This is a genomic window from Curtobacterium sp. HSID17257, assembly GCF_003989515.1.
GTDB lineage: Bacteria > Actinomycetota > Actinomycetes > Actinomycetales > Microbacteriaceae > Curtobacterium.
In genome coordinates this window covers 1-26,807 of sequence record NZ_RBLU01000041.1, presented here as the reverse complement: position 1 = coordinate 26,807, position 26,807 = coordinate 1, and the positions used below count along the sequence as shown (strand labels likewise).

General features: G+C 70.2%; 24 protein-coding genes. 10 read left to right on the top strand and 14 right to left on the bottom strand.

The features are described 5' to 3' along the window. Nucleotides 1-53: 53 nt before the first annotated feature. Nucleotides 54-1,133 (bottom strand): iron ABC transporter permease, encoded by a 1,080-nt coding sequence (locus tag D8M35_RS08650; protein WP_238638155.1) that lies wholly within the window; start codon nt 1,131-1,133, stop codon nt 54-56. 29 nt (nt 1,134-1,162) lie between these two features. Here D8M35_RS08650 and D8M35_RS08645 point away from each other — a divergent pair, with 29 nt between their 5' ends. After that, nucleotides 1,163-2,002: a siderophore-interacting protein gene (locus tag D8M35_RS08645; protein WP_126891486.1), complete on the top strand. Its 840-nt coding sequence runs from the start codon at nt 1,163-1,165 to the stop codon at nt 2,000-2,002. A gap of 23 nt (nt 2,003-2,025) precedes the next feature. Further along, complete coding sequence (locus tag D8M35_RS08640; protein WP_126891485.1) at nt 2,026-2,403, top strand: VOC family protein; 378 nt, start codon at nt 2,026-2,028, stop codon at nt 2,401-2,403. Between the two features lie 192 nt (nt 2,404-2,595). Here the strand turns inward: D8M35_RS08640 and D8M35_RS08635 are convergent, their stop codons facing one another. From D8M35_RS08635 to D8M35_RS08625, 3 genes are read right to left on the bottom strand one after another with little or no spacing between them, the layout of a single operon-like run. Next, entirely contained in the window at nt 2,596-3,513 is a 918-nt protein-coding gene (locus tag D8M35_RS08635) for a carbohydrate ABC transporter permease (protein ID WP_126891484.1), read from the bottom strand. 1 nt (nt 3,514) lies between these two features. Next, on the bottom strand, nt 3,515-4,480 hold the full coding sequence (locus D8M35_RS08630) for a carbohydrate ABC transporter permease (protein ID WP_126891483.1): 966 nt from the start codon (nt 4,478-4,480) through the stop codon (nt 3,515-3,517). Nucleotides 4,481-4,534: 54 nt separating this feature from the next. Then, nucleotides 4,535-5,905, bottom strand: a complete 1,371-nt coding sequence (locus D8M35_RS08625) for an extracellular solute-binding protein (protein ID WP_126891482.1) — start codon at nt 5,903-5,905, stop codon at nt 4,535-4,537. A gap of 229 nt (nt 5,906-6,134) precedes the next feature. On the opposite strand from D8M35_RS08625, the gene D8M35_RS08620 reads away from it, so the two are divergent. After that, nucleotides 6,135-7,637, top strand: coding sequence for an alpha-N-arabinofuranosidase (locus tag D8M35_RS08620; RefSeq protein WP_126891481.1), 1,503 nt, complete (start codon nt 6,135-6,137; stop codon nt 7,635-7,637). A gap of 246 nt (nt 7,638-7,883) precedes the next feature. On the opposite strand, the gene D8M35_RS16890 is transcribed toward D8M35_RS08620, so the two are convergent. The 3 genes from D8M35_RS16890 to D8M35_RS08605 all read right to left on the bottom strand — a co-directional run bounded on the left by D8M35_RS16890 (nt 7,884) and on the right by D8M35_RS08605 (nt 11,384). Then, nucleotides 7,884-9,392 (bottom strand): GNAT family N-acetyltransferase, encoded by a 1,509-nt coding sequence (locus D8M35_RS16890; RefSeq protein WP_194074869.1) that lies wholly within the window; start codon nt 9,390-9,392, stop codon nt 7,884-7,886. A gap of 24 nt (nt 9,393-9,416) precedes the next feature. After that, nucleotides 9,417-10,274 carry a 3-hydroxyacyl-CoA dehydrogenase gene (locus D8M35_RS08610; RefSeq protein WP_126891480.1) on the bottom strand — a complete coding sequence of 286 codons (858 nt, stop codon included), beginning with the start codon at nt 10,272-10,274 and terminating at the stop codon, nt 9,417-9,419. A gap of 81 nt (nt 10,275-10,355) precedes the next feature. Next, nucleotides 10,356-11,384, bottom strand: a complete 1,029-nt coding sequence (locus tag D8M35_RS08605; RefSeq protein WP_308222927.1) for a LacI family DNA-binding transcriptional regulator — start codon at nt 11,382-11,384, stop codon at nt 10,356-10,358. A gap of 187 nt (nt 11,385-11,571) precedes the next feature. On the opposite strand from D8M35_RS08605, the gene D8M35_RS08600 reads away from it, so the two are divergent. The 4 genes from D8M35_RS08600 (at nt 11,572) to D8M35_RS08585 (ending at nt 16,861) form a co-directional block, all read left to right on the top strand. Beyond that, nucleotides 11,572-12,507, top strand: coding sequence for a carbohydrate ABC transporter permease (locus D8M35_RS08600; RefSeq protein ID WP_066655681.1), 936 nt, complete (start codon nt 11,572-11,574; stop codon nt 12,505-12,507). Beyond that, nucleotides 12,504-13,496 (top strand): carbohydrate ABC transporter permease, encoded by a 993-nt coding sequence (locus tag D8M35_RS08595; protein ID WP_126891479.1) that lies wholly within the window; start codon nt 12,504-12,506, stop codon nt 13,494-13,496. The genes D8M35_RS08600 and D8M35_RS08595 overlap by 4 nt, the downstream gene beginning before the upstream one ends. 101 nt (nt 13,497-13,597) lie before the next feature. After that, nucleotides 13,598-14,929: a sugar ABC transporter substrate-binding protein gene (locus D8M35_RS08590; RefSeq protein WP_126891478.1), complete on the top strand. Its 1,332-nt coding sequence runs from the start codon at nt 13,598-13,600 to the stop codon at nt 14,927-14,929. A 75-nt stretch (nt 14,930-15,004) separates the two neighbouring features. Continuing rightward, entirely contained in the window at nt 15,005-16,861 is a 1,857-nt protein-coding gene (locus D8M35_RS08585; protein WP_126891477.1) for a beta-galactosidase family protein, read from the top strand. 140 nt (nt 16,862-17,001) lie between these two features. Here the strand turns inward: D8M35_RS08585 and D8M35_RS08580 are convergent, their stop codons facing one another. Continuing rightward, nucleotides 17,002-17,304, bottom strand: a complete 303-nt coding sequence (locus D8M35_RS08580) for a biopolymer transporter Tol (RefSeq protein WP_126891476.1) — start codon at nt 17,302-17,304, stop codon at nt 17,002-17,004. 45 nt (nt 17,305-17,349) lie between these two features. Between D8M35_RS08580 and D8M35_RS08575 the strand changes: the two genes are divergently transcribed. Continuing rightward, on the top strand, nt 17,350-18,423 hold the full coding sequence (locus D8M35_RS08575) for a spore photoproduct lyase family protein (RefSeq protein ID WP_238638154.1): 1,074 nt from the start codon (nt 17,350-17,352) through the stop codon (nt 18,421-18,423). Between the two features lie 81 nt (nt 18,424-18,504). On the opposite strand, the gene D8M35_RS08570 is transcribed toward D8M35_RS08575, so the two are convergent. The 3 genes from D8M35_RS08570 to D8M35_RS08560 all read right to left on the bottom strand — a co-directional run bounded on the left by D8M35_RS08570 (nt 18,505) and on the right by D8M35_RS08560 (nt 20,341). Beyond that, nucleotides 18,505-18,681: a CsbD family protein gene (locus D8M35_RS08570; RefSeq protein WP_126891475.1), complete on the bottom strand. Its 177-nt coding sequence runs from the start codon at nt 18,679-18,681 to the stop codon at nt 18,505-18,507. Nucleotides 18,682-18,811: 130 nt separating this feature from the next. Continuing rightward, complete coding sequence (locus D8M35_RS08565) at nt 18,812-19,906, bottom strand: SDR family oxidoreductase (RefSeq protein ID WP_126891474.1); 1,095 nt, start codon at nt 19,904-19,906, stop codon at nt 18,812-18,814. Nucleotides 19,907-19,942: 36 nt separating this feature from the next. After that, entirely contained in the window at nt 19,943-20,341 is a 399-nt protein-coding gene (locus D8M35_RS08560) for a DUF3253 domain-containing protein (protein WP_126891473.1), read from the bottom strand. 123 nt (nt 20,342-20,464) lie between these two features. Between D8M35_RS08560 and D8M35_RS08555 the strand changes: the two genes are divergently transcribed. Then, complete coding sequence (locus tag D8M35_RS08555; protein WP_126891487.1) at nt 20,465-21,745, top strand: alpha-amylase family glycosyl hydrolase; 1,281 nt, start codon at nt 20,465-20,467, stop codon at nt 21,743-21,745. Nucleotides 21,746-21,847: 102 nt separating this feature from the next. Here D8M35_RS08555 and mmsB read toward each other — a convergent pair whose 3' ends face one another. From mmsB to chvE, 3 genes are all read right to left on the bottom strand, one after another. After that, complete coding sequence (mmsB, locus tag D8M35_RS08550) at nt 21,848-23,029, bottom strand: multiple monosaccharide ABC transporter permease (RefSeq protein WP_126891472.1); 1,182 nt, start codon at nt 23,027-23,029, stop codon at nt 21,848-21,850. Further along, nucleotides 23,016-24,566 carry a multiple monosaccharide ABC transporter ATP-binding protein gene (mmsA, locus tag D8M35_RS08545; RefSeq protein WP_126891471.1) on the bottom strand — a complete coding sequence of 517 codons (1,551 nt, stop codon included), beginning with the start codon at nt 24,564-24,566 and terminating at the stop codon, nt 23,016-23,018. The genes mmsB and mmsA overlap by 14 nt, the downstream gene beginning before the upstream one ends. A gap of 158 nt (nt 24,567-24,724) precedes the next feature. Continuing rightward, nucleotides 24,725-25,858: a multiple monosaccharide ABC transporter substrate-binding protein gene (gene chvE / locus D8M35_RS08540; protein WP_126891470.1), complete on the bottom strand. Its 1,134-nt coding sequence runs from the start codon at nt 25,856-25,858 to the stop codon at nt 24,725-24,727. Between the two features lie 181 nt (nt 25,859-26,039). On the opposite strand from chvE, the gene D8M35_RS08535 reads away from it, so the two are divergent. Further along, nucleotides 26,040-26,807: LacI family DNA-binding transcriptional regulator (locus D8M35_RS08535; RefSeq protein ID WP_126891469.1), on the top strand; the 768-nt coding region annotated here is incomplete at its 3' end.

Here is a 26,807-nt window from a genome sequence, read left to right as displayed (position 1 = left end):
GCTCGCGCCGGCGTCCGGCCGGTCCGCGCCGCGCCGCGTGCCGGTCGCGGCGCTCACAGCGACACCAGCGATCGACGTCGGGCGACGGCGACGAACACCGGACCGCCGAGCACCGCCAGCACGATGCCGACCTCGACCTCGGAGAACCCGCCGACCAGTCGTCCGACCACGTCGGCGACGAGCACGAGCGCAGCCCCGACGAGTGCCGAGACGGGCAGCGTCCAGCGGTGGCCGGTGCCGACCAGGGCCCGGGCGACGTGCGGCACCGTCAGACCGACGAAGCCGATCGGTCCGGCTGCCGCGGTCGCTCCGGCTGCGAGGAGCGTGATGCCGCCGAGCCCGACGAGCCGGGCGGCGAGCACGTTCTCGCCGAGGCCCTTCGCGAGCTCCGCCCCGAGCCCGAGGGCGTCGAGCGCGCGGGTGTTCCAGACCGCGAGCACGGCGCCGACGAGCAGGAACGGTGCCGCGGCCGCGAGCACGTCGAGCTGCCGGGCGGCGAGCGACCCGACGACCCAGAGCCGGTAGGCGTCGAGGGACTCCTGGTCGGTCAGCACGATGAACGAGGTGAGGGCCCCGAGCAGGGCGGACACGGCGGCGCCGGCCAGGGCGAGGGGTACCGGGCTCGCGGTCCCGCTGCCGGCGACGGTCACCGAGAACACGACGACGCTCGCCACGACGGCCCCGACCAGGGCGAACCAGACCGTGGCGCCGGTGCTCGTGACGCCGAAGACGTAGACGCCGAGCACGACCGCGAGCCCCGCGCCCGACGAGACCCCGAACAGCCCGGGATCGGCGAGCGGGTTGCGGGTGTGGCCCTGCATGAGGAGTCCGGCGATGCCGAGCGCTGCCCCGACCGCGGCACCGATGAGGGTCCGCGGGATGCGCGACCCCCACACGACTGCCTCCGCGGTGCTCGACCCGGAGCGCGTCAGCCCCGCGAGCACCTGGTCGACGCCGAGCCGGTTGCTCCCGAGGAGCATGCTCGCGACCGCGGCGACGGCGAGCACGACGACCAGGACCACGACCACGACCAGCCGTCGGCGGACGGCCCGGCGGTGCACGCCGTCGGCACGCGGTGGGGCGTCGGTCCGGGCAGCCCGATCGGGCGTCAGGACGGTTTCGGGGGATGGCACGCGGACCAGCTTAGGGTAGCCTTCCCTTCATGGCGAAGATCCCGCGGCTCATGCCCGAGGCACCCCGGCTCTTCCGTGCGCGGGTGCTCCGCTCCGTCCGGCACACCCCGTCCGTGCAACGGGTGACCGTCGTGGGTGACGACCTGCACGAGTTCCCGTTCGCCGGGTACGACCACTGGTTCCGCCTGTTCCTGCAGCTCCCGCACCAGTCCACCTTCACGCTGCCCGAGATCGACGGCACCCGCTGGTACCCCCAGTACCTCGCCATCCCGCAGGACGAGCGCCCGCACCTGGCGAACTACACGGTCGCCGCCTTCCGCCACCTGCCCGACGGCACGGCCGAGATGGACGTCGACTTCATCGTCCACACCGACGACGACGGCGCGCTCGAGGGCGGCGCGGCGATCTGGGCCTGCGCGGCGCGTCCGGGGGACCAGCTCGCGGTGCTCGACCAGGGCCGCATCTTCGACTGCCCGGACGACGTGAGCGAGGTCGTCGTCGCGGCCGAGGAGACCGGGCTGCCCGCCGTCGTCGGCATCGCGGCGTCGCTGCCCCGTGACACCGTCGGCCGCATCATCCAGGAGGTCCCCACCGCCGCCGACGTCCGCGTGCTCGACGCCCCCGTCGGTGTCGAGGTCACGTGGATCGTCCGCGAGCACGTCGACCCGCACGAGGTCCCCGGGCGGGCGGCGCTCGCCGAGCTCGAGCGGCACGTGCCGTGCGACGACCGGGTCTACGCCTTCGTCGTGGGGGAGTCGAGACTCGCGACCGCCGGCCGTCGGCACCTGCACCGCGCCGGGGTCCCGAAGTCGCGGATCACGTTCTCCGGCTTCTGGAAGCACGAGGCGCGGCAGGCCGTCCCCGTCTGAGCCCGGCCGGGTAGCGTGCGGGCATGAGCGTCCGACTGAGCGAACTCGTGCTGAACTGCCGCGACCCCGAGGCGCTGTCGCGCTTCTGGTGCGCGGTGCTGGACTACGTCGAGCTCGGCAAGGACGACGACGGCGTCGAGATCGGACCGGCGTCTGGGTTCGGCGGTGCGACCCCGACGATCATCCTCAACCGGGTCGACCACGCACCGGCCCAGACCCTGCGGCTGCACCTCGACCTGTCGCCGGTCGACCAGGACCAGGACGCCGAGCTCGAACGGCTGCTCGCCCTGGGCGCGCGTCCCGCCGACGTCGGGCAGACCGGCGAGGAGTCCTGGCACGTGCTCCAGGATCCCGAGGGCAACGAGTTCTGCCTGCTGCGGACGCGGCTCGACCCGCTCTGACCCGCGCCCCGCGACGCCCGTTCCTTCCCAGAGCGGGTGCGACGCCTGGTGGTTCCGGGCATCCCTCGTCGATCAGACACACCAGGTACGCCCGATTCGACGAGGTACGCCCGGTTCGACCAGGCAGGCGCGACGGACGGGAGGCACGGTGCCAGCTGGCACCGTGCCTCCCGTTGCGTCGTGTGGTCGCGTCTAGCCCTTGAGGCCCGAGCCCGTCACGCCCTCCACGATCTGCCGCTGGAAGACCAGGTAGAGGATGATCAGCGGCAGCGCCGCCAGGATCGCACCGGCCTGGATGTCGGCGTAGCGCTGCCCGAAGCTGCCCTGCACCGTGGCGAGCCCGACCGGGATCGTCATGAGGTCCGGGTTCGACAGCACGAACAGCGGCAGGAGCAGGTTGTTCCAGACACCGACGAAGGTCAGGATCGTCACCGCGGCGATCACCGGACGCGACAGCGGCAGGATCACCGACCAGTAGATCTTCCACATGCCCGCACCGTCGATGCGCGCGGCCTCCTCCAGCTCCTTCGGGATGCCGTCGAAGAACTGCTTGAAGATGAACACCGCGATGACGGCCGGCACCTGCGGGAAGATCACCGACCAGTAGGTGTTGAGCAGGCCGACGGCGTTGAGCTCCTGGAAGATCGGGATGATCAGGACCTGCGTCGGGATCATGATGCCCAGGATGATGAGCAGGAACGCGACGTTCCGGCCGCGGAACACCAGGCGTGACAGCGCGAAGGCGGCCATCGAGGCGAACAGCACGGTCAGGGCGGCGGTCACGAGGCTCGTGATGCCGCTCGCCAGGTACCAGTTCCAGATGTCGCCGGCCTGGAACAGCGACGCGTAGGAGTGCAGCGTCGGGTTCCAGTTCGACAGGATCGCGTTCGCGCCCAGGGCGGCGACGCCGTTGTCGGACAGCGAGGTCTTCAGCGCGAACAGGCTCGGGATGAGCCAGATGACCGCGAACACCGTCAGGATGATCGCGGCCGCGATGTTGAAGCCCTTGCCGGAGACGCCGATCTTCGCAGCGTTGGCCGGGGCTGCGGCCGAGACGCCGGAGCGCAGCTTCCGCGGACGCGACGTGGTGATGCTCTCGGTGGCGGTCATGTCAGGCCCCGATCTCTCGCTTGGCGGCAGCACGCTCGACGAGCTGCCGGATGACCGCGATCGCGACGATCACGATGAACAGGAGCACCGACGCGGCGGACGCGGCGCCGAGGCGGTTGTCGGTGAAGCCGACGCCGGTGATGAGCTGCAGCGAGACCTGGGTCGAGATGCCCGGACCGCCGTTCGTCATCAGGTAGACCTGGTCGAAGATCTTCAGGCTCGCGATGATCTGCAGCAGGATGACGAGCGTCGTCGTGCGGCCGAGCAGCGGGAGCGTGATCGACTTGATCTGCTGCCAGTTCGACGCGCCGTCGACGGCCGCGGCCTCGTAGAGCTCGCGGGGGATCTCCTGCAGACCGGCCAGGTAGAGCACGAAGTTGAAGCCGAGGGTCCACCAGACCGTGGCGATCGCCACACCGATCATCGCGGTGTTCGGGCTGGACAGCATCCCGGACCCGGGCGTCATGCCGAGTGCGGTCTGCAGGCTCGCCCAGAGGCCGGTCGCCGGCGTGAAGATGAACACCCAGATGAGCGAGATCGTCGCCGACGGCAGGATGAACGGCAGGAAGAACGCCAGGCGGAAGAACCACTGGCCGCGGTTCATCCGGTTCGTCAGCACGGCGAACACGAACGCCAGGACCACGAGCGGCGGGGTCGTGTACAGCGTGAACTGCAGCGTGTGCCAGAGCGACGACCAGAAGTCGCTGCGCCCGAGCATCTCGGCGTAGTTGGCGAACCCGGCGAAGCTGCCGAGCCCGGTGCGCACCGTCGAGGTGTTGAAGAAGCTCGTGACGATCATCCAGACCGTCGGGCCGAGCAGGAAGGCCGCGTAGAACAGCCCGAACGGGGCGAGGAAGAGCCAGCCGGAGCGGCCCTGCCCTCGGTTCGTCGAGTTCACGCGGGGCCGCGCACGACGGGTGACGGTCGCGGCGTCCGTGGGGCGGGTGAGAACTGGTGCAGCGGTCACGTCATCGTGCCTTTCGCGCGGTGTCCACGGGGACGAGGAGGATCACGTGCCCGGTCACAGCGGGCTCGGGGTGTTGAGGTAGGTCGCGAGCTGGCCCTTGATCGCCGAGAGCGCCTGGGCGGGGGAGCTGCTGCCCTGCTGGACGAGGGCGAGCTGCGCGCCGACGAGGCCCTCGAAGGTCGAGCCCGAGCCGCCGTACCAGGCAGCGTCGTCGAAGACCGCGGTCTCGGCGGCCGACGCGTAGTTCGACTGCGGGGTGAGGTCCTTGTACTGCTGGCTGTCGAACGTCGGCATGTACGCCGGCACGTGCCCGCCCTCGGCCCAGGTCAGGCTCTGCTCGAGCATCTGCTTGATGAAGAGCATGTGCGCCTTGCGCTGCTCGGGCGTCCGGTCCTTCTTCGGCAGGATGAACGTGTGCGAGTCCGCCTGGGTCGCGGGCTTGTCGAAGAGCTGCGGGATCGGCACCATGCCGAACTTGAGTCCCTTGATCGACTGGGCGGTGCTGATCTCCCACTCGCCCTGCATGAAGAACCCGGCCTTGCCGTCGAACATCAGCGACTGCGCCGTGGCGTAGTCGAGCGCCTTGTTCAGCCAGCCGTTCTGCACCCACTTCTGGGTCATCTCGGTGACCTTGCCGTAGGCGTCCTCGTTGACCGTGAGCTTCGCGCCGCCGTCGCTGATGAACGGGGTCGCGCCCTCGATCTGGTTGTACATCGTCCAGAAGAACCGCCACGGGGTCGCGGTCTCGGGGACGACGTTCGCCACGTTGAGCGCCGTGCCGCCGGTGACCTTCGCGACGGCGGCCATCGCGGCCTCGAAGTTCTCGAGGCCGTTCAGGTCCTTGAGCTTGCCGTCGGCATCGATCAGGCCCGCCTTCTGGCACACGTCGACGTTGTAGAAGAGCACGAAGGGGTGTGTGTCGAGCGGGATGCAGATGTTCTTGCCGTCGGTCTTCTGCGCGGTCCAGGCCTTCTGGTTGAAGTCGCTGGCGCTCAGGCCGACGCTCGCCAGGTCGTCCTCGGTGATCGGGTCGAGCAGGTCGCCGTCCCACAGCGGCTTCGCGCGGGTGAGGTGGGCGATGGCGACGTCCGGCGGCTTGTTCCCGACGGTGGCCAGTGTCACCTTCGAGTAGTACGGGTTGCCCCACGCGAAGGTGGTGGCCTGCAGCGCGGACGAGCCGCCGTGCTGCTTCGCGTACCCGTCCTCCATCGTCTGCATGCGGACGCCGTCGCCGCCACCGAACAGGTTCCAGAAGACGAGCGTCTCCGGGTTGAGCGGGGCACCGGCGATGCCGGCGGCGATCGGGCTCGAGCAGGCTGCGAGCGGCAGGACCGCTGCACCTGCGGCGGCACCGGCGAGCAGCGTCCGCCGGGTGAAGGCACCGCCGCGGGTCTGCGAGGTGGGTACGGCTGGTCGGATCGGCATGGCATCACTCCATCGGGACGGGCCGAGCGGAGCGGTCGTTGCTCCGTGAGCGCTCACATTAGCGGCCGACCGGGGTCGCCGCCACCCCTTCCGTGAACGTCACGACACCGGTGTGCCACCGCTTCCCCAACGGGCCGGAACCCGCTAGCGTTCTCAGGACGTGAGCGCTCACTTTCGTGACGGGCCGCGCACGTCACCGCACGAACCCCCAGCAGATCGAAGGAGATCCATGCCCCGCACACACCTCGTCCTCGACGCCGCGTTCACCGTGGGGCCGGTGCGCCGTCGCCTGTTCGGTGGGTTCGTGGAGCACCTCGGGCGCCACGTCTACGACGGCATCCACGAGCCCGCTCACGAGACCGCCGACGAGCACGGCTTCCGCAAGGACGTCATCGACCTCGTCAAGGAGCTGAACGTCTCCGCGATCCGCTACCCCGGCGGCAACTTCGTCTCCGGCTACAAGTGGGAGGACGGCGTCGGCCCCATCGAGCAGCGACCCCGCCGCCTCGACCTCGCCTGGCACTCCACCGAGACGAACGAGGTCGGCCTGCACGAGTTCCAGCACTGGCTCGACGCGGTCGACTCGGAGCTCATGCTCGCCGTGAACCTCGGCACCCGCGGCACGCAGGAGGCCATCGAGCTCCTCGAGTACGCGAACATCGACGCCGGCACCGCGCTCAGCGAGTACCGCCGCTCGAACGGCCGCCAGGAACCGTTCGCGATCAAGATGTGGTGCCTCGGCAACGAGATGGACGGCCCGTGGCAGCTCGGTCACAAGAACGCCGAGGACTACGGCAAGCTCGCCGCGATGACCGCGAAGGCCATGCGGCAGATCCAGCCCGACCTCGAGCTCGTCGCCTGCGGTTCGTCCGGTGCCTCGATGCCGACGTTCGGCGAGTGGGAGCGCACCGTCCTCGAGCACACCTACGACGACGTCGACTACATCTCGGCGCACGCCTACTACGAGGAGGACGACGACATGACCTCGTTCCTCGCCTCGGGTGTGAACATGGACCACTTCATCGACACGGTCACGACCGCCGCCGACCACGTCAAGGCGCACAAGAAGTCGGACAAGCGGATCGACATCTCGTTCGACGAGTGGAACGTGTGGTCGATCAAGCGCTGGGAGGCGCAGGCGAAGACCTTCACGCTCGACGAGTGGCCGGTCGCCCCGCGTCTGCTCGAGGACGTCTACACGGTCGCGGACGCGGTCGTCGTCGGTGGTCTGCTCATCTCGCTGCTCCGCCACGCCGACCGCGTGGCGTCGGCGAGCCTCGCCCAGCTCGTCAACGTGATCGGCCCGATCATGACCGAGCCGGGTGGACCGGCCTGGCGCCAGACGACCTTCTTCCCGTTCTCGGTCACCTCGCGGCTCGCCAACGGCACGTCGCTGCAGGTCAAGGCCTCCGGTGACACGGTCGACGGCGGCAAGTACGGCGAGGTCCCGGTGGTCGACTCCGCCGCCACCGTCGAGGACGGGAAGGCAGCGGTGTTCCTGGTGAACCGCCACCAGACCGAGAGCACCACGGTGACGATCGACCTGGCGGGCATCGGCGTCGAGGGCGACGTCCGCGCCGAGGGCATCTGGGACGACGACGTGCACGCCGTCAACGACCTGGAGGGCCGCGAGCGCGTCGGGCTCCGCACGAACGAGACCGTCCGTCGCGAGGGCGACACGATCACGATCGAGCTGCCCCCGGTCTCCTGGACCGCGGTGTCGATCGGCTGAGCCGCCGCCGACCACGGTCGGCGCACGAACGCCTCGGCGAGCGCTCCGGTGAGCGTCGAGTGAGCACGGAGGGCACCGGCCCGCGCGAGCGGACCGGTGCCCTTCGCTCGTGTCCGGGTCGTGACGGCGTGGCCGGTCGTGTCGGACGGGAGGCGCGGTGCGGTCCGGCCACGGGCCTCCCGACCCGGGACACGCGGACGGGAGGCGCGGTGCGGTCCGGCCACGGGCCTCCCGTCCGCCGGTCGGTCAGTCCGCGGACGGCCGCATGTCGTAGGTGACCCACGGGGTCGCCGCGGCGACCCGGTCGTAGACCGCCCGCGCGGTCGCGTTGTCCGCGGCGGTGATCCACCGGACGACGCTCGCGCCCTGGGCGGCGGCGATGGCGGCGACCTCGTGCAGCAGGGCGGTCGCGACACCGCGTCCCCGGGCGGGAGGAGCCGTGAACAGGTCGTCGAGGTACAGGCCGGTCGTCGCCGACGACGGGCGGGCGAACCGGCGGACGTCCGCCAGCCCGAGGAGGTGCCCGTCGGCGTCCTCGGCGACGAGCCCGCTCAGCCCGTGCGCGCCCGTCGACACCCACTCCCAGGTGGTGCGGACGGCCTCGGGGCCCTCGGGCAGACGGTAGAAGGCGCGGTACCCGGCGTACAGGTCCTGCCAGGCGTCCGCGTCCGTCGGACGGACCGGACGCACGCGCACGACCGCAGTCCGTGCACGGGCCTTGACGTCGGCGATCACGGCGGTCTTCGCGTCGGCGTAGGCGTTCGTGTCGTCCCACGACTGCTCCATGAGCGCCCGCTTGGTGTCCTCGTACCGCTGCCGGTCGGTGTCGTCGCGGCGGAGCTGGTCGCGGAGCAGCAGGTAGTCGTCGAGCTCGGGGGCACCGTGCTCGTAGACGTGCACGTGTGCGTCCCGCTCGGGCGTCCGGACGAGTCGGTGACCGGGTTCGCGCACCCGGAGCTCGTACCCGGCGTCGAGCAGCGGGGCGAGGTACGCGGCCTCGTCGGTGACGTCCGCCACGGCGACCGCGACGTCGACGATCGGCTTCGCAGCGAGTCCCGGCACGGACGTCGACCCGATGTGCTCGATCGTGACGTGCTGGCCGTCCAGGGCGCGGGCGATCCGTGCGCGGTGCTCCTCGTACCGGCCCGCCCAGGCGGGGTCGTGCTCGTGGAGCCCGACGGTGAGCGGCTCGGGGCCGCCGACGACGTCCACCTCGGTGACGTCGGGCTGTGCGTGCGCACCCGTGCGGATCCAGTGGTGGAGCAGGGTGTGCCCGTCCGGGTCGACGACGCTGCGCTCGTAGCGCCCGCCGGCGTGCTCGATGACCCGGCGGGACGCGGGGTTCGTCGCGTCGCACGTCAGCATGACCTCGGGCAGGCCGCGCTCGGCTGCCGTGCGGACGACCTCGGCGAGGGCCGCGGACGCCAGTCCCCGACCCCGGGCGGAGGGCCGGACGCCGTACCCGACGTGCCCGCCGTACGAGCGGAGGAAGTCGTTCAGCTCGTGCCGGAGGGTGATGCTGCCGAGGTACTCGTCGCCCTCGACGATCCAGCGGTAGGTGCACGTGACGTGTCCGGGGCTGGCGGGGACGGTCTCCTCGGCGAGGAGCTGCTCGACCCAGCGATCGAAGCCGGCACGGTCCTGCAGTGCCGCGACGTCGCGGATCCCGGCTCCGTCCTGGTGGGCGCCGTCCCACTCCTGCAGGGCACGGCGGAAGGACGGGAAGTACTCGGGGGAGGGGGCGACCAGTTCCATCCCGAGATCCTAGGGGCGCTCAGGTCAGCGGTACCGGTAGAACCCCTCACCCGACTCGACGCCGAACTTGCCCTGGTCGAGGTACTCGGACTGCAGGTACGCAGCCCACGCCTGCGCGCCCGGCTCGGGGGAGGCACTCGCGACCGCGTGCGCGGTGCGGAGCCCGATGACGTCGTACATGCGGAACGGCCCGACCGGGCTGCCGGTCCCGATCTGCCACGTGGTGTCGATCGTCTCGGGGTCGGCGACCCCGCGGAGCACGAGTGCAGCTGCTGCGTCGAGGAGCGGGACGAGCAGCGAGTTGAGCACGTAGCCGGGCTGCTCCTTGTGGAGGCGGATCGGAACCATGCCGATCTCCTCGGCGAAGGTCGCGACGCGCTCGAACACCTCGGGGACGGTCTGCTCGGTCCCCATCACCTCGGCGGTGTTCTGCCGCCAGACGTGGTTCGCGAAGTGCAGGGCGAGGAAGCGGTCCGGGCGCCCGGTCGCGTCGGCGATCGCACTCGGCAGCAGGGTCGACGAGTTGGTCGCGAAGACCGTGTGCTCCGGCGCGACCTCGGCGAGGCGTGCGTACACGTCGCGCTTCAGGTCGAGTCGCTCGGGCACCGCCTCGACGACCAGGTCCGCCTCGGCGACGGCGTGCGCGAGGTCGGTGTCGAAGGTGATCCGCGCGACGGCCGCGTCGGCGTCCGGGCGGGCGTCCCGCCCGACGTCGCCGAGGTACTGCTCGACGATGCCGGTGAGCCGCTGACGACCGGCGGCGACCGCGTCCTCGCTGATGTCGTACACGACGACGGGCACGCCGTGTCGAGCGGTCTGGAGGGCGATCTGGGTGCCGAGGACGCCGGCGCCGAGCACGGTCACTGCGCTGAAGGTGGTCATGCGGTCAGTCTGCTCCTGCGGCGCGGGAGCGCACGGGTGACCGCCTGATCCGCCGGGAGCGCTCAGGCCTGCCGGGAGCGCTCAGGCCCGCGGCGGGGGTGCCGTGCTCGCCCGTTCGACCAGGCGCACCGGCACGAGGTCGGTCGACGTCCGGACCGGGGTGCCCTCGATCTGCGCGAGCAGCGTCGCGACCGCACGGCGCCCGACCTCGTCGAAGGACTGGTGCACGGTGGTGAGCGGCGGCCAGAACGACTCCGACTCGGGGAAGTCGTCGAACCCCACGACGCTGAGGCTCCCCGGCACGTCGCGACCGGCCTCGTGCGCCGCCCGGAGCACCCCGAGCGCGGTCTGGTCGTTCACCGCGAAGACGGCGGTGATGTCGGGGCGTGCGGCGATCTCCCGGCCCGCACGGTGCCCGTCGGCCGTCGACCACCCGGCGGGGAGGACCGGCGGGACCCGACGACCGGCGAGCTCCAGCGTCTCCCGCCACGCGTCGAGACGGCGTTCGGCGGAGTACGAGGCCGAGGGGCCTGCGACGTGCCAGACGGTCTCGTGGCCGAGGTCGAGCAGGTGCTGCGTGGCGAGCCGTGCACCCTCGGCCTGGTCGATGTCGATCGAGGGGCGGTCGGTCGTGCCCGCGGAGTCGACGACCACGAGCGGGACACCGCTCGGCAGCACGACCTCGGCGGTGTCGATGATGTGCGACTCGATGACGATCACGACGCCGTCGACCGCCTGCTCGTGCAGCCGCGAGAGGGCGGTGCGGACGCCCTCGCCGGTGCGCGACGCCATCGGCAGGAGGGTGATGGTGAAGTCCGCGGCCGCCGCTGCTGCCGAGATCGCCTCGAGCGTGCGCATGTTGCCGAACGACGCGAGCGTGAACATGATCACGCCGATGGTCCGGAAGCGCCCGGACCGCAGTGCGCGGGCTGCACGGTTCGGCCGGTAGCCCAGGTCGTCCATGGCGCGCTGGACCCGGTCGCGGGTGTCCGGACTGACGTTGTCGAACCCGCGTGCGACGCGCGACACGGTCTGCATCGAGACGCCGGCGGCATCGGCCACCGCGGCCATCGACGGCGCACGACGCGGTGCGGTCAGATCGGTCGACAACGTGTTCCCTCCGTTCGACTTCCCCGAACGCTAGTGCATGTTGACGTTGCCATGCTACGGTGACGTCGTTCGATGTTGACGTCAACATCGACGTCCTCCGGAACGGTGCCAGCGCAGGCAGGGCACGTCCCGAACGCACCGGAAGGTGCGCGGTCCGGAACCCGAACGCAGCAGACAAGGGAGTCACATGAGCACGCTCGCAGCGCGCCCGGCCGAGGCGGCACCGCCGGCACGGCCGACCGCTCGCCGCCCGAAGGTCCGGGGGCGGTACACCGGCTGGCTGTTCGTCGGCCCCTTCGTCGTCGTCCTCGTGGCGATGCTCATCGTGCCGATCGGCTACGCGCTCTGGCTCAGCCTGTTCCGCGACCAGCTCATCGGCGGCAACCAGTTCGTCTGGTTCGCCAACTACGTGCAGCTGTTCCAGGACGCCCAGTTCTGGGAGGGCCTCGGCCGCGTCGCGCTGTTCCTCGTCGTGCAGGTGCCGATCATGCTCGGCCTCGCCCTCGTCGCCGCCCTCGCGCTCGACAGCGCACGGCTCTGGGGCACCGGGTTCTTCCGCATCGCGGTGTTCCTGCCGTACGCGGTCCCCGGCGTCGTCGCAGCCCTCATCTGGGGCTTCATCTACGGCAACCAGTTCGGCCTCACCGGCGCCGCCAACAGCGCGCTCGGCATCGACCTGCTGCAGCCGTTCAGCCCGACCTGGGTCCTCACGTCGATCGGCAACGTGGTCACGTGGGAGTTCCTCGGCTACAACATGCTGATCTTCTACGCAGCGCTCCGCGTCGTCCCCGGCGAGCTGTACGAGGCCGCCGAGCTCGACGGCGCCGGACCGCTGCGCACCGTCTTCTCGATCAAGCTGCCCGCCCTGCGCGGCCCGATGGTCATCGCGACGATCTTCTCGATCATCGGCAGCTTCCAGCTCTTCAACGAGCCGAACCTGCTGAAGACCCTCGCCCCGAACGTCATCGGCAGCGCCTTCACCCCGAACATGTACGCCTACTCGCTGTCCTTCAGCGGCCAGCAGTTCAACTACTCCGCCACCGTCGCCATCGTCATGGGTGTCATCACCGCCGTGATCGCCTACGTCGTCCAGGTCCGCGGAACCCGCCAGGAGAACCGATGAGCACCCTGCAGCACCCCGCGACCGGACCCGCCGGTGGGACCGGCCCGGCCACGGTCACCGAGGCGACCACCACCCAGCGTGACCCGCGCGACCGCGGGACCCGCGCCTCCCGGTCGCGCCGCGCCGGCAAGCCGGTCGACGGACGCAAGGTGAAGCGCTCCGGTCTCCTCACCGCCGTGATGGTCGTCTTCGTCGTCTACTCGTTCGCGCCGCTGTTCTACCTGCTGGTGAACAGCACGAAGACCCAGGCGTCGCTGCTGTCGACCTTCGGCCTGTGGTTCGGCGGCGACTTCAACCTGTGGCAGAACATCGTCGACACGCTCACCTACAACGACGGCATCTTCATGCAGTGGCTCGGCAACACGCTGCTGTACGTGGTCGTCGGTGCCGGTGGCGCGACCCTGCTCGCCACGGTCGCCGGCTACGGCATGGCGAAGTTCCAGTTCCCCGGCCGACGCGCGGTCTTCGCCGTCGTCCTCGGTGCGATCGCCGTCCCCGGTACCGCGCTCGCCGTCCCGACCTTCCTGCTCTTCTCGCAGTTCGGCCTGACGAACACCCCGTGGGCGATCATCCTGCCGTCGCTGATCAGCCCGTTCGGCATGTACCTCATCTGGACCTACGCGATCGACGCGATCCCGACCGAGCTCATCGAGGCCGCCCGCATGGACGGCGCCGGAGAGTTCCGCATCTTCTTCACCATCGCGCTGAAGCTCCTCACCCCCGGCGTCGTCACCGTCCTGCTCTTCGCGGTCGTCGCCACCTGGAACAACTACTTCCTGCCGCTCATCATGCTGAGCGACCCGAAGTGGTACCCGCTCACGGTCGGCCTCAACCAGTGGAACGCGCAGGCCACCGGCTCCGGCGCGCAGCCGATCTACAACCTCGTCGTCACCGGATCGCTCCTCACGATCATCCCGATCGTGGTCGCGTTCCTCTTCCTCCAGCGCTTCTGGCAGTCCGGCCTCGCGGCCGGGTCCGTCAAGGCCTGACCCACCGGACGCCTGGCACGCCGGCAGCCCGCCACGCGCCCGGCGACCGGACACAGCAGCACCACCCCAGCCCCAGATCACGAAGAAGTGGAAGGCAACCCATGAACAAGCGTCTCCGGCGCGGGCTCAGCGCCCTCGCCATCGGCGTCACCGCCGCGATCGCCATGACCGCCTGCGCGTCCGGCAGCTCCGCCGGCGGCTCGGCGGACGACATCGACAAGGCCCTGAAGGACGGCGGCACGCTGACCTACTGGTCCTGGACCCCCTCGGCCAAGGACCAGATCGCCGCGTTCGAGAAGCAGTACCCGAAGGTGAAGGTCAAGCTGGTCAACGCCGGCACCGGCGCCGACCAGTACACGAAGCTGCAGAACACGATCAAGGCCGGCTCGGGTGCGCCCGACGTCGCCCAGGTCGAGTACTACGCGCTGCCGCAGTTCGCCCTGTCCGATTCGCTCGTCGACCTGTCGTCGTACGGCTTCGACGACCTCGAGAGCAAGTTCTCGAAGGGCACCTGGAGCAACGTCGCGATGGACGGCAAGGTCTACGGCCTGCCGCAGGACTCCGGCCCCATGGCGCTGTTCTACAACAAGAAGGTCTTCGACGAGTACGGCATCACGGTGCCGACCACATGGGACGAGTACGTCGCCGCGGCGAAGAAGCTGCACGAGGCGGACCCGTCGAAGTACATCGCCGCGGACTCCGGCGACGCCGGCTTCACCACGAGCATGATCGCCCAGGCCGGCGGCACCCCGTTCACGACCGACGGCGACAAGATCACCATCGACCTGCACGACGCCGGCACGCAGAAGTGGGCGAAGACCTGGGACCAGCTCGTCGAGCAGGGCCTGCTGTCGAAGACCACCGGCTGGACCGACGACTGGTACAAGCAGCTCGGCAACGGCGAGATCGCCACGATGGTGACCGGTGCCTGGATGCCCGGCAACCTGATGGCCAGCGTGCCGGACGCCAAGGGTGACTGGCGCGTCGCGCCGATGCCGACCTACGACGGCGGCAAGGCCCAGACGGCCAGCAACGGCGGCAGCTCGCAGGTCGTCATGAAGCAGTCGAAGAACCCGGCCCTCGCTGCCGGCTTCCTGAAGTGGCTGAACTCGTCGGAGGAGTCCACGAAGGTCTTCATGCAGTCCGGCGGCTTCCCGTCGACCACCGCCGACCTCGACTCGAGCTCGTTCCTGAACGAGAAGCCGGAGTACTTCGGCGGCCAGGACATCAACAAGGTCCTCGTCGACGCCTCGAAGACCTCGGCGAACGACTTCACCTACCTGCCGTACCAGGTGTACGCGAACAGCGTCTACGCCGACACCGTCGGGCAGTCCTACCAGAACGGCACCTCGCTCGAGGGCGGCCTGGAGGCCTGGCAGAAGGCGCTCGTGAAGTACGGCAAGGACCAGGGCTTCACGGTCGAGAGCAAGTAACACCCGCGTTCCCCACACCCCGGGGCCGTGCGGACACCACGTCCGCACGGCCCCGTCGTACGAGAGAGACACACCATGCGCTTCGCCATCGGCGACACCGACTTCCTGCTCGACGGCGAGCCGCACCGGGTCCTGTCCGGCGCGATCCACTACTTCCGCGTGCACCCGGACCTCTGGCAGGACCGGATCCGCAAGGCGAAGCTGATGGGCCTCAACACCATCGAGACCTACGTCGCCTGGAACGCCCACGCGCCGCAGCCCGGGACCTTCAGCTTCGAGGGCGGGCTCGACCTCGGCCGCTTCCTCGACCTGGTCGCCGAGGAGGGCATGCACGCCATCGTCCGCCCCGGTCCCTACATCTGCGCCGAGTGGTCGAACGGCGGCCTGCCCTACTGGCTCTTCGCCGACGGCACCGTCGGGGTCCGGCGGAACGAGCCCGGCTTCCTGGCCGCCGTGCGCGACTACCTCGAGCAGCTCGCGCCGGTCCTCGTGCCGCGGCAGGTCGACCAGGGCGGGCCGATCGTGCTCGTGCAGGTCGAGAACGAGTACGGCGCGTACGGCTCCGACGCGTCGTACCTGCGTGCGCTCGAGCAGATGCACCGCGACATCGGCCTGACGGTGCCCTTCACGAGCGTCGACCAGCCGATGGGCACCATGCTCGAGGACGGGTCGCTGCCGTCGCTGCACAAGACCGGCTCGTTCGGGTCCCGCTCCACGGAGCGGCTCGAGCGACTCCGTCAGGCGCAGCCGACCGGACCCCTGATGTGCTCCGAGTTCTGGGACGGCTGGTTCGACAGCTGGGGCGAGCACCACCACACCACGCCCGCCTCGGCCTCGGCGTCGGACCTCGACGACCTGCTGGCGGCCGGCGGCTCGGTGAACATCTACATGTTCCACGGCGGCACGAACTTCGGCTTCACGAACGGCGCGAACGACAAGGGCGTGTACCGGCCGATCGCGACGTCGTACGACTACGACGCGCCCCTCGACGAGGCCGGCCGGCCCACGTCGAAGTTCCATGCCTTCCGGGAGGTCATCGCGCGCTACGCCCCCGTCCCGGCGCTCCCGGCGTCGATGCAGCCGGGTGGGTCGGGTGTGCTGTCCGCGTCGAGTGCATCCGCCGCGTCGAGTGCGTCCGCCGCGTCGGTCGCCGGCCTGGAGGCGCGCCCCGCGCCCGCCGCGGACGTCGCGGTCCGCCTCGACCGGGTCGCGTCGCTCCGGTCCCTGCTGCCCGCGCTCACGCAGTGGTCGGCGCACGACGAGCCGCCGACCTTCGACGCCCTCGGCGCAGCCAGCGGCTTCGTGCTGTACCGGACCGAGGTGGACCTGCCGGACGGTGGCGTCCTGACCGTCGGCACCGAGGTCCGCGACCGTGCGGTCGTCTCGGTGGACGGCGTGGTCGTCGGCGTCCTGCAGCGCGAGCACCACGACCGGGCGATCGCGCTCCCGCCGGTCACCGGCACGCTGGAGCTCCTCGTCGAGGACCAGGGGCGCGTCGACTACGGCCCCCGGATCGGCGAGCCGAAGGGCCTGATCGGGGTCGTCGCCGTCGACGGTGTCCCGCTCGCCCGGTGGTCGGCGTCGCCGCTCGCGCTCGACCCGATCGCGCCGGCAGCGGTCGACCAGCTCGCCGCACTGCCCTCCACCGACGGCGACGTGCTGGCTGGTTCCGTGCTCGCAGCCGGATCGTTCGACCTGACGTCCACGGAGGACCGCTACCTGTCGCTCGACGGCTTCCGCAAGGGTGTCGCGTGGGTGAACGGGTTCTGCCTCGGGCGGTACTGGTCGCGGGGGCCGCAGCGGACGCTGGCCGTGCCGGGGCCGGTGCTCCGTGCCGGCCGGAACGAGGTCGTCGTGTTCGAGCTGCACGCCAGCGCGTCGCGGACGGTGTGCATGCTCCTCGAGCCCGACCTGGGCCACACCGAGGCCTGACGCAGGCGCGTCTTCCGGCGCCGGGCACCGGGCACTTCCGGGCGTACCTGGTGAGAACGGGCGTACCTGGTCGGACGGATCGACCAGGTACGCCCGTTCTCGCTTCCCATCGCGAGTGTTCTGGGAAGGACCGGGCGGACTCAGTCGTCCAGGGCGTCGAGGTCGGCCAGGGCGCGCTCGGCGTCGGCGACCCGGTCGGCTTCAGGGCGGGTCCACCACTCGGGGCCACGCTCACCGAGCCCGTGCTTCGCCAGGCCGTTCCGGTGCCGGGCGGCGGCGAGGGCGTCCTCGTCGCCGGCGCGCTTCGCCTGCCGCACGGCGTTGCGCCCGCGGCCGAGGTGCGAGCGCAGTGCCGCGGCGAGGTCCTCGGGCAGCGCGGGGTCGGTGCGACGCCACCGGCGGCCGTCGACGACGAAGAAGTGGTCGTCGGGTCCGGCGGTCATGCTCCCGAGTCTGCACCGTCGGTGGTCGGCGGTAGACAGGTGTCGATGACGGGACCACGCGTGCGACCCATGCTCGACGTCCGGCGGATCTACGCCGAGGACGCCGCCCTCGAGCTCCCGCGCGGGCAGGAGGTGCTCGGGCGCTGGCCCGACGCCGAGATCGTGCCCGTGGCGTCGCACTGGAACATCCCCGAGGTGCACGGCGACGAGCGCAACGTGCAGCGGTGGGTGCGCATCAAGACCGAGGCGCTCGTGCTCGGCGTCAAGAAGTCGCTCGTCACCCGACCGAACGGGCGTTCGGCCGACTTCATCGCCCCCTCGACCGCGAACGGCTGCGCGATGGCGTGTGCCTACTGCTACGTGCCGCGGCGCAAGGGCTACTCGAACCCGGTGACGGTCTTCGCGAACATCGAGCAGATCACGAAGCACGTCGCTCGGAACATCGCGAAGCAGGGACCGAAGACCGAGCCGAACCAGTGCGACCCGGACGCCTGGGTCTACGACATCGGCGAGAACAGCGACTGCTCGGTCGACGCGATGATCAGCGACAACGTGCGGGACCTCTGCGATCTCTTCCGGATGACCCCCACGGCGAAGGCCTCCTTCGCGACGAAGTACGTCAACCGCGACCTGCTCGACTGGGACCCGATGGGTCGCACGCGCATCCGCTTCTCGCTCATGCCGCACGAGACCGCGAAGGTCACCGACATCCGCACGAGCCCGATCGCCGAACGCATCGCCGCGGTGAACGACTTCGTCGACGCCGGGTACGAGGTGCACCTCAACTTCTCGCCGGTGATCCTCACACCGACGTGGGAGTCGGACTGGGCCGAGCTGCTGCGCCAGGTCGACGACGTCCTCTCACCCGCGGCCAAGGCGCAGCTCGCGGCCGAGGTGATCTTCCTGACGCACAACCAACCCCTGCACGAGGTCAACCTCGGCTGGCACCCGAAGGCCGAGGACCTGCTCTGGCGCCCGGACCTGCAGGAGCAGAAGGTCTCGCAGAACGGTGCCGTCAACGTGCGCTACCGCTCGGGCATGAAGGGGCAGCTCGTCGAGCGCTTCCGCGAGCTCGTCGCCGAGCACCTGCCGTCCTGCCGCATCCGCTACGCGTTCTGAGCCGGCCGGCCGGGACGGACTGCCCGGGTACGGCGAACGCCCGCACCGACGAGCGGTACGGGCGTCAGCGGTGGTCGACGATCACTTGCCGTCGAACGCGTCCTTGGCCTTCTCCTTGTCGAGGCGACCCTCGCCCATGACCTGGTCCTTCTGGCCCTGGTGCGTGAGCTCGGCGTCGTCGGTCTTCTTGCCGACGGCCTCCTCGACCTTGCCGGCGACCTTCTGCGTGACGTCCTTGGCCTTGTCTCCGAGCGACATGGTGTCTTCCTTCCTCCGGGAACCGCCGAGGGCTCCCGGCGTCTGTGTCACCGAGACAACCAGGGCATCCGGCCCGACTCGCGGCCCGGTCTGAGTTTCGTGTACCCCGGTCGGTTCCGTCGGGGTACGGCTACGGGACGAGACGCTCGGCACGGTAGCGCGCGAACAGGTCGGCGAAGGCGCGCTCGGTGCGGCGGAACGCCGTGAAGCCCGCCTCGCGGCTCTTGCCCATGTCGGTGACGACCTCCATGGCACGTCCGAGGTCGGCGTCGGTGTGCCACCACGACGCCAGACGCGTGACGTCGGACTCGACCAAGCCGTACCGCTCGGCGATGCCGGCCCACGCACCCTCGTGCTCGGTCATCTGCTCCTCGAGCGGCCGGGGACGGTCCTGGTACCCGACCACCCGCGCCGGGTCCACACCGAGGTGCGCGGCGAGTCGCGGCCACATCCACCGCCACCGGAAGACGTCGCCGTTCACCACGTTGAAGGGCTCGTCGGCGCCGTCGGGGCTGGTGGCCGCCCAGACCATGTGCTCGGCGAGGATCCCGGCGTCGGTCATGTCGGTGAGGCCGTTCCACTGCGCCTCGCTGCCCGGGAACACGAAGTCGAGGCCGAGCTCCTTCGCGAGCGTGGCCTGCACGGCGATGGTCAGGCCCATGTTCATGGCGTTGCCGACCGCGTACCCGATGACGGTGTGCGAACGGTGCACCGACCACGTGAACCCCTGGCGCTCCGCGGCGGCGAAGAGCTCGTCCTCCTGCGCGTAGTAGAAGTTCGGGGTGTCGAGGCGCTGCTCCTCCTCGTGGAAGGGCGTGTCGGGCATCTCCCCGGCGGCGTACGCCTCGAACGGGCCGAGGTAGTGCTTCAGCCCCGTGACCAGGGCGACGTGGGCGAGCGGGGCGTGCGACAGCGCGGCGAGCAGGTCGCGCACCATGCCGCCGTTGACGCGGATGTTCTCGGCCTCGGTCTCCTGGCGCTGCCACGCGGTGAAGAACACGTGCGTCGGCCGCTCGCCCGCGAGTGCCGACGTCAGGGAGTCCGGGTCGCGGAGGTCCGCGGCGACGGTGCGGACACCGTCACGAGCGAGCGGGCGCCGGGAGAGCGCGGTCACGTCCCACCCGAGCGCGAGCAGGTGGTCGACGAGCGCGGAGCCGGTGATGCCGCTGGCACCCACGACGAGGGCTTCGGGACGGGCGGGGGTCGGTTCGGTCGTGTTCGTCATCGTGGTGGTGCAACGTCCACGGGCGACACGTGTTCCCTACCGGGGTCGTCGGATCCGGATCGGACCCTTGGCGGTCGAGGGGTCGACCACGCTGCCGTTCTGGGTGATCTCGACCTCGCCCCGCGCGACCATGCGACGCGCTGCCCGTCGTGCGGGCTCCATCAGGGGCCGCCAGTCGTCGGGCTCGAGGGACCGCGCGACCTCCGACGGGCAGATGCTCGACGTCCGTGCACGAGCGGCGAGCAGCTCGTCGATCCGCTGCTCGAGCGCGCGGTCGGTGTCGTCGACCCCGTGCTTCCGGCACGCCGCCGAGCACCACTTGGCGTCGGGGGAGGCGGACGACGGCATCCGACGACCGCAGGACGCGCAGGTCCGTTCCGCGTGTGCCTCCTGCGATGCCGAGGCGTCCGCGGCGGTCCTGATCGCTCGTCCCATGCGCCCATCCTGGTCCTGCGGTCCGACACGACCCACAGCCCAGGGTCGGCTGGCACGATCGGAGTGGTGACCCTGGACCCGAACGTCTCCCGCCCGCAGGAACCCGCCTGGGTCGAGCACGCGATGTGGTGGCACGTCTACCCGCTCGGCGCGGTCGGCGCCGAGGTCCGTCCGACGACCCCGGTCGACGGCCGTCCGGTCGACCACCGCCTCCAGCGACTCGTGCCGTGGCTCGACCACGTGGTGGGACTCGGGCTGAACGGGCTCCTGCTCGGCCCGGTGTTCGCGGCGTCGACGCACGGCTACGACACGGTCGACCACTTCCGGGTCGACCCGCGGCTCGGGGACGAGTCCGACCTCGTGGCGCTCGTGGCCGCGGCACACGAGCGCGGCGTCCGCGTGGTGCTCGACGGCGTCTTCAACCACGTCGGGCGTGAGCACCCGGCGTTCCGGGCGCTCGAGGAGCAGGGTCCCCGTGCGTCCACGGCCGACCTGTTCGCCCTCGAGCAGACCGACTGGCAGCAGGGCGAGCCCGTGCCCGTGCGTGACTTCGAGGGGCACGACATCCTCGTCGCCCTCGACCACGACGGTCGGGCGGCGGAGGACCTGGTGGTCGAGGTGATGACGTACTGGCTCGACCGCGGGATCGACGGGTGGCGGCTCGACGCCGCGTACGCCGTGCCGCCGGCGTTCTGGGCGCGGGTGCTGCCACGGGTGCGCGAGCGGTTCCCGGACGTCTGGTCCAGCGGCGAGGTCATCCACGGTGACGCGGCCGCGATGGTCGAGGCGTCGACGATGGACTCGACCACGCAGTACGAGCTGTGGCAGGCGGTCTGGCACGGGATCGCCGACCGGAACTGCTTCGAGCTCGCGCACGCCGTCGAGCGACACGACGCCCTGCTCGCCACGTTCGTGCCCACGACCTTCGTCGGCAACCACGACGTCACCCGGATCGCGAGCGCGGTGGGGGAGCGGTTCGCCGGGCACGCCGCGGCGGTGCTGTTCACGGTCGCGGGGACGCCGGTCGTGTACGCGGGCGACGAGTACGGGTGGACGGCGGTCAAGGAGGAACGTGAGGGCGGCGACGACGCCGTCCGCCCGGAGCTCCCGGCCACCCCGCCCGCACCGACCGACCTGACCCGCGTGCACGAGGCACTGATCGCCCTACGTCGCCGGAACCCGTGGCTGCACCGCGCGCACACCGACGTCGTGCACCTGACGAACACGGCGGTGGTGCTGCGGACGGCGACCGCGGACGCGGCGGTCGTGACCGCACTGAACCTGGCGGACGACCCCGTCGAGGTGCCCGCGGCCGACGCGACGCGGGTGGAGGCGGGCGCCGGCGACCTGCGGGACAGGACCCTGCGCCTCCCGGCCGCCGGCTGGGCCGTCCTGACCGCCTGACGCCTCCGCGTACAGAACGAGACTCGGGCTGGGCGACCGTTCTCGCACCGATCGGCGCGAGATGTGTCGCTCAGCCCGAGTCTCGGGGCAGGAGAGCCAGTCCTACTTGCGCGCGGACGCCGCCCGACGCTTGTTGAACACGTCGAACGCGACGGCGGCGAGCAGCACCAGGCCCTTGATGAGCGACTGGTACTCGGTGCCGACGCCGAGGATCGACATGCCGTTGTTCAGGATGCCGATGATGAGACCACCGACGATCGCGCCCGGCACCGTGCCGATGCCGCCGGTGACGGCAGCGCCACCGATGAACACGGCCGCGATGGCGTCGAGCTCGAAGCCGTTGCCGGCACCCGGGGCCGCGAGGTTGAGCTGGCCCGTGAAGACCACACCCGCCAGGGCCGCGATGACGCCCATGTTCACGAAGAGCAGGAACGTGACGCGCTTCGTCTTGACGCCGGACAGCTGCGCGGCGAGGGCGTTGCCGCCGATCGCGTACACGTGGCGACCGAACACCGAGCTGCGCATGACCACCGAGTAGACGACCACGAGCAGGCCGAGCACGACGAGCACGATCGGGGTGCCGTTGTAGCTGGCGAGCAGCAGCGCCACGTAGACCACGAGGGCGGCACCGAAGGCCGTCTTCACGATGAACCAGGCGAACGGCTCGCTCTCGAGCTGGTACTTGCGGCGCGTGATGCGGCCCCGGAAGGCCGAGATCACCATGACGGCGGCGGCTGCGATGCCGAGGATCATCGTGAGCGGCTCGTAGCCGGTGGTGCCGAACGACGGCAGGAAGCCGGAGCCGAGCGAGCGGAAGCCCTCCGGGAACGGCGAGATCTGCTGGTTCTGCAGCACGATCTGGGTGGCACCGCGGAAGGCGAGCATGCCGGCGAGCGTCACGATGAACGCCGGGATGCCGAAGTACGCGATCCAGAAGCCCTGCCACGCGCCGACGAGCGCACCGACGACGAGGCAGAGGAGCGCTGCGACCGGCCAGGGGAGGCCCCACTGCGTGATCATCACGCCCGCCATCGCGCCGCTGAAGGCGACGACCGACCCGACGGACAGGTCGATGTGGCCCGCGATGATGACCATCACCATGCCGATCGCCAGGATCAGGATGTAGCTGTTCTGGACGATGATGTTCGACACGTTGATCGGGGCCAACGTGATGCCGTTCGTCGCCACCTGGAAGAAGATGACGATGACGATCAGCGCGATGAACAGGCCGATCTGTCGGAGCTGCCCGGTGAGGTAGCCGGCGGCGGACTTAAGCGCGTTCATTGACTGGGGTCTCCCGTTCCTGGGTCATGTACTGCATGAGGACCTCTGGGGTGGCCTCGGAGCGGGGCACGTCGGCCGTGATCGTGCCCTCGGAGAGTGTGTAGATGCGGTCGCAGATGCCGAGCAGCTCGGGCAGCTCGGACGAGATCACGATGACGCCCTTGCCCTGGTCGGCCAGGTCGTTGATGAGCGTGTAGATCTCGTACTTCGCGCCGACGTCGATGCCGCGGGTCGGCTCGTCGAGGATGAGCACGTCCGGGTCGGCGTACATCCACTTCGACAGGACGACCTTCTGCTGGTTGCCGCCGGAGAGCTTGCCCGTCACGGCGTCGACGTTCGGCGCCTTGATGTTCATGCTCTTCAGGAAGCCGCCGGCGACCGTGGTCTCCTTCGACGCGTTCACGAAGCCCCAGTCGGCGAGCTTGCCGAGCGCCGAGCCGGAGATGTTCCGCTTGATGTCGTCGATCAGGTTGAGGCCGTACCGCTTGCGGTCCTCGGTGGCGTAGGCGATGCCGTTGTCGATCGCCCGGGTCACCGTGTTCGTCTTGATCGGCACGCCGCGCTTGTAGACGGTGCCGGAGATGCCGGTGCCGTACGAGTGCCCGAACACGCTCATCGCGAGCTCGGTGCGGCCGGCGCCCATCAGTCCGGCGATGCCGACGACCTCGCCCGCGCGGACGTTCAGGTTCACCTGGTGGATGATCTCGCGGGAGCCGTCGAGCGGGTGGTGGACGGTCCAGTCCTCGATGCGCAGGAGCTCCTCGCCGATCTTCGGCTCGCGCTCCGGGTACCGGCTGGACAGGTCGCGACCGACCATGCCGCGGATGATCCGGTCCTCGGACACGTCGTCGGCGTGCATGTCGAGCGTCTCGATGGTCTTGCCGTCGCGGATGATCGTGACCTTGTCCGCGATCGCCTTGATCTCGTTGAGCTTGTGGCTGATGATGATCGCCGTCATGCCCTCGGCCTGCAGCGTGCGGATGAGCTCGAGCAGGTGCTCCGAGTCGTCGTCGTTCAGCGCGGCGGTGGGCTCGTCGAGGATGAGGAGCTTCACCTCCTTCGAGAGCGCCTTCGCGATCTCGACGAGCTGCTGCTTGCCGACGCCGATGTCCGTGACCTTGGTGACCGGGTTGTCCTTGAGTCCGACGCGCTTGAGCAGCGCCGCCGCCTCGAGGTTCGTCTGGTTCCAGTCGATGAGCCCGCCCTTGGCGCGCTCGTTGCCGAGGAAGATGTTCTCGGCGATCGACAGGAACGGGCTGAGTGCGAGCTCCTGGTGGATGATCACCACGCCGGCCTTCTCGGAGCCGTTGATGTCAGCGAACTGCACGGGCTTGCCGTCGAGCAGGATCTCGCCGTCGAAGGAGCCGTGGGGGTAGACGCCCGACAGCACCTTCATCAGGGTGGACTTGCCGGCGCCGTTCTCGCCGCAGATCGCGTGGACCTGACCGCGCTCGACCTCGATCGAGACGCCCTGCAGCGCCTTCACTCCGGGGAAGGTCTTGGTGATGTCCCGCATCTCGAGGATGGTGTCCGCCATGTGGACCGCCTTTCCGTCGTCCGCGCGTGGGCGCGGGTGGAGACGGACTGGAGGCGCGGTGCGGGGGTGCACCGCGCCTCCAGTCCTGTGGATGGTTGCGTCCTACTTGAGGTCGGCTTCGGTGCCGGAGAGCCGCACTGTCCCGCAGTCGGTGACCGTCACTTGAGGTCGGCTTCGGTGTAGTACCCGCTGTCGACGAGGACCTCCTTGTAGTTGGCCTTCGTCACCACCGTGGGCTGGAACAGGTAGGTCGGGACGACCTTGACCTTGTTGTCGTAGCTCTTGGTGTCGTTGACCTCGGGGGTCTTGCCGGAGAGCAGGTCCTCGGCCATCGTCACGGACTGCTTCGCGAGCTTGCGGGTGTCCTTGTAGATGGTGGAGTACTGCTGGCCCGCGATGATCGACTTGACCGAGGCGGCCTCGGCGTCCTGACCGGTCACGACCGGGAGCGGACGGTCACCCGAGCCGTAGCCGGCGCCCTGCAGGGCCGAGATGATGCCGATCGACATGCCGTCGTAGGGCGAGAGGACGCCGTCCAGCTTCGTGCCGCCGGAGTACGTCGACGCGACGAGGTTCTGCATGCGGGCCTTGGCGGTCGCCGGGTCCCACTGCTGCGTGGCGGCCTGCGAGAGCTGGTCCTGGCCGGAGCCGATCTTCAGCGTGCCGTCCTCGAGGTACGGCTTGAGGGTGTCCATCGCGCCGTTGAAGAAGAACCCGGCGTTGTTGTCGTCGAGCGAACCCGCGAAGACCTCGATGTTGAAGGGGCCCTTCTTGCCGGTCTTCTCGCCCTTCTCGTCCAGGACGCCGAGGCCCGTGAGCAGCGACGTGGCCTGGTCGACGCCGACCTTGTAGTTGTCGAACGACACGTAGTAGTCGACGTTCTTGTTGCCGGTGAGCAGGCGGTCGTAGGAGATCACCTTGATGCCGGCCTTCGCCGCCTGGTCGAGCTGGTCGGACAGCGCGCCACCGTCGATCGAGGCGATGATCAGGACCTTCGCGCCCTTGGTGATCATGTTGCTGACCTGCTGGGCCTGCTGCTGGACCTTGTTGTCGCCGTACTCGAGGTCGACCTTGTAGCCGGCCTTCTCGAGGTCGCTCTTGACGGCGTTGCCGTCCTTGATCCACCGCTCGGAGACCTTGGTCGGCATCGCGACGCCGACCAGGGCGCCCTTGTTGCCGTCCGCGGTGTCGCCGCCGCCGGTGCTCGCCGCACGGCCGCCGGCCGAGCAAGCTGCCAGGGAGAACGCGATGCCGAGGGCCGCGACCCCCGCGATGATCCTGCGCTTCATCATCGAAGTACCTCTGTTCCTCTCGCGTCGTCCTCGACGCGCTCGGGTGCTGGGGCTGCTGTGCCCCGTGGGATTCGCTCGTGTGAGCGCTCACATACTGAGGGTTCCGTACCGGGGTGTCAACTCGTCGTGACCGTTTCGGGATCTTGCCTCGCGGAGCGGCCCGGACGGTACGCTCGGCGACGTGACCACCACGACCGCGCTCGGGGGCCCCGGCGGCAGACGTCGCAAGGCCCCGACGATCTTCGACGTCGCCGAGCGCGCCGGTGTCTCGCACCAGACCGTCTCCCGCGTGATCAACGGCGACCCCACCGTCCGCGACGCCTACCGCTCGCAGGTGACCGACGCCGTCGCCGCGCTCGGGTACCGGCCCCGCGCCGCCGCCAGGGCCCTCGCCGGGGGACGCAGCCGCGCGCTCGGCATCATCACCGCCGGCGACGCGCTGTACGGACCGTCGAGCACCGCGGTCGGGTTCGAACGGGCCGCTCGGTCGGCCGGCTACCACGTGCTGCTCTCGACGCTGCCGGACGACCCCCGGCCGGTTGACCTGTCCGGGGCGCTCACCACGCTGCTCGCGCAGGACGTCGCCGCGATCGTGCTGGTCGCGGCCGACAACCGCGTGCTGGACGCGCTCGCGTCGCTGACGATCCCGGTCACCGTCCCCGTGGTCGTCGCGAACGCCGTGCAGCGGGACGCCGTCCGGACCCCGGCCGCCCGCAGTGTCCCCGCCGTCGCCATCGCCCAGGCCGCCGACGAGAGACCCGTGATGGAGCACCTGCTCGCCCGCGGTCTTCGCCGGGAACGACCAGATGGCGCTCGGGGTGCTGCACGCCCTCGCCGAGCAGTGGGGCACCGACCCGGAGACCGCCACGCTCCGGTCGATCGAGCGCGTCGCGCCCGTGCCGTGGGACCTCCTCCTGCCCGAGCACCTGACGGCCCTGGCGGACCTGAC

Coding starts and splice junctions, on each gene's coding strand:
- chvE (WP_126891470.1), bottom strand. CDS start 25,858: ATGATGAAGCGCAGGATCATCGCGGGGGTCGCGGCCCTCGGCATCGCG.
- D8M35_RS08570 (WP_126891475.1), bottom strand. CDS start 18,681: ATGTCGCTCGGAGACAAGGCCAAGGACGTCACGCAGAAGGTCGCCGGC.
- D8M35_RS08640 (WP_126891485.1), top strand. CDS start 2,026: ATGAGCGTCCGACTGAGCGAACTCGTGCTGAACTGCCGCGACCCCGAG.
- D8M35_RS08600 (WP_066655681.1), top strand. CDS start 11,572: ATGAGCACGCTCGCAGCGCGCCCGGCCGAGGCGGCACCGCCGGCACGG.
- D8M35_RS08620 (WP_126891481.1), top strand. CDS start 6,135: ATGCCCCGCACACACCTCGTCCTCGACGCCGCGTTCACCGTGGGGCCG.
- D8M35_RS08625 (WP_126891482.1), bottom strand. CDS start 5,905: ATGCCGATCCGACCAGCCGTACCCACCTCGCAGACCCGCGGCGGTGCC.
- D8M35_RS08635 (WP_126891484.1), bottom strand. CDS start 3,513: ATGACCGCCACCGAGAGCATCACCACGTCGCGTCCGCGGAAGCTGCGC.
- D8M35_RS08565 (WP_126891474.1), bottom strand. CDS start 19,906: ATGACGAACACGACCGAACCGACCCCCGCCCGTCCCGAAGCCCTCGTC.
- D8M35_RS08580 (WP_126891476.1), bottom strand. CDS start 17,304: ATGACCGCCGGACCCGACGACCACTTCTTCGTCGTCGACGGCCGCCGG.
- D8M35_RS08590 (WP_126891478.1), top strand. CDS start 13,598: ATGAACAAGCGTCTCCGGCGCGGGCTCAGCGCCCTCGCCATCGGCGTC.
- D8M35_RS08575 (WP_238638154.1), top strand. CDS start 17,350: ATGACGGGACCACGCGTGCGACCCATGCTCGACGTCCGGCGGATCTAC.
- D8M35_RS08585 (WP_126891477.1), top strand. CDS start 15,005: ATGCGCTTCGCCATCGGCGACACCGACTTCCTGCTCGACGGCGAGCCG.
- D8M35_RS16890 (WP_194074869.1), bottom strand. CDS start 9,392: ATGGAACTGGTCGCCCCCTCCCCCGAGTACTTCCCGTCCTTCCGCCGT.
- D8M35_RS08555 (WP_126891487.1), top strand. CDS start 20,465: ATGTGGTGGCACGTCTACCCGCTCGGCGCGGTCGGCGCCGAGGTCCGT.
- D8M35_RS08610 (WP_126891480.1), bottom strand. CDS start 10,274: ATGACCACCTTCAGCGCAGTGACCGTGCTCGGCGCCGGCGTCCTCGGC.
- D8M35_RS08560 (WP_126891473.1), bottom strand. CDS start 20,341: ATGGGACGAGCGATCAGGACCGCCGCGGACGCCTCGGCATCGCAGGAG.
- mmsA (WP_126891471.1), bottom strand. CDS start 24,566: ATGGCGGACACCATCCTCGAGATGCGGGACATCACCAAGACCTTCCCC.
- D8M35_RS08595 (WP_126891479.1), top strand. CDS start 12,504: ATGAGCACCCTGCAGCACCCCGCGACCGGACCCGCCGGTGGGACCGGC.
- mmsB (WP_126891472.1), bottom strand. CDS start 23,029: ATGAACGCGCTTAAGTCCGCCGCCGGCTACCTCACCGGGCAGCTCCGA.
- D8M35_RS08645 (WP_126891486.1), top strand. CDS start 1,163: ATGGCGAAGATCCCGCGGCTCATGCCCGAGGCACCCCGGCTCTTCCGT.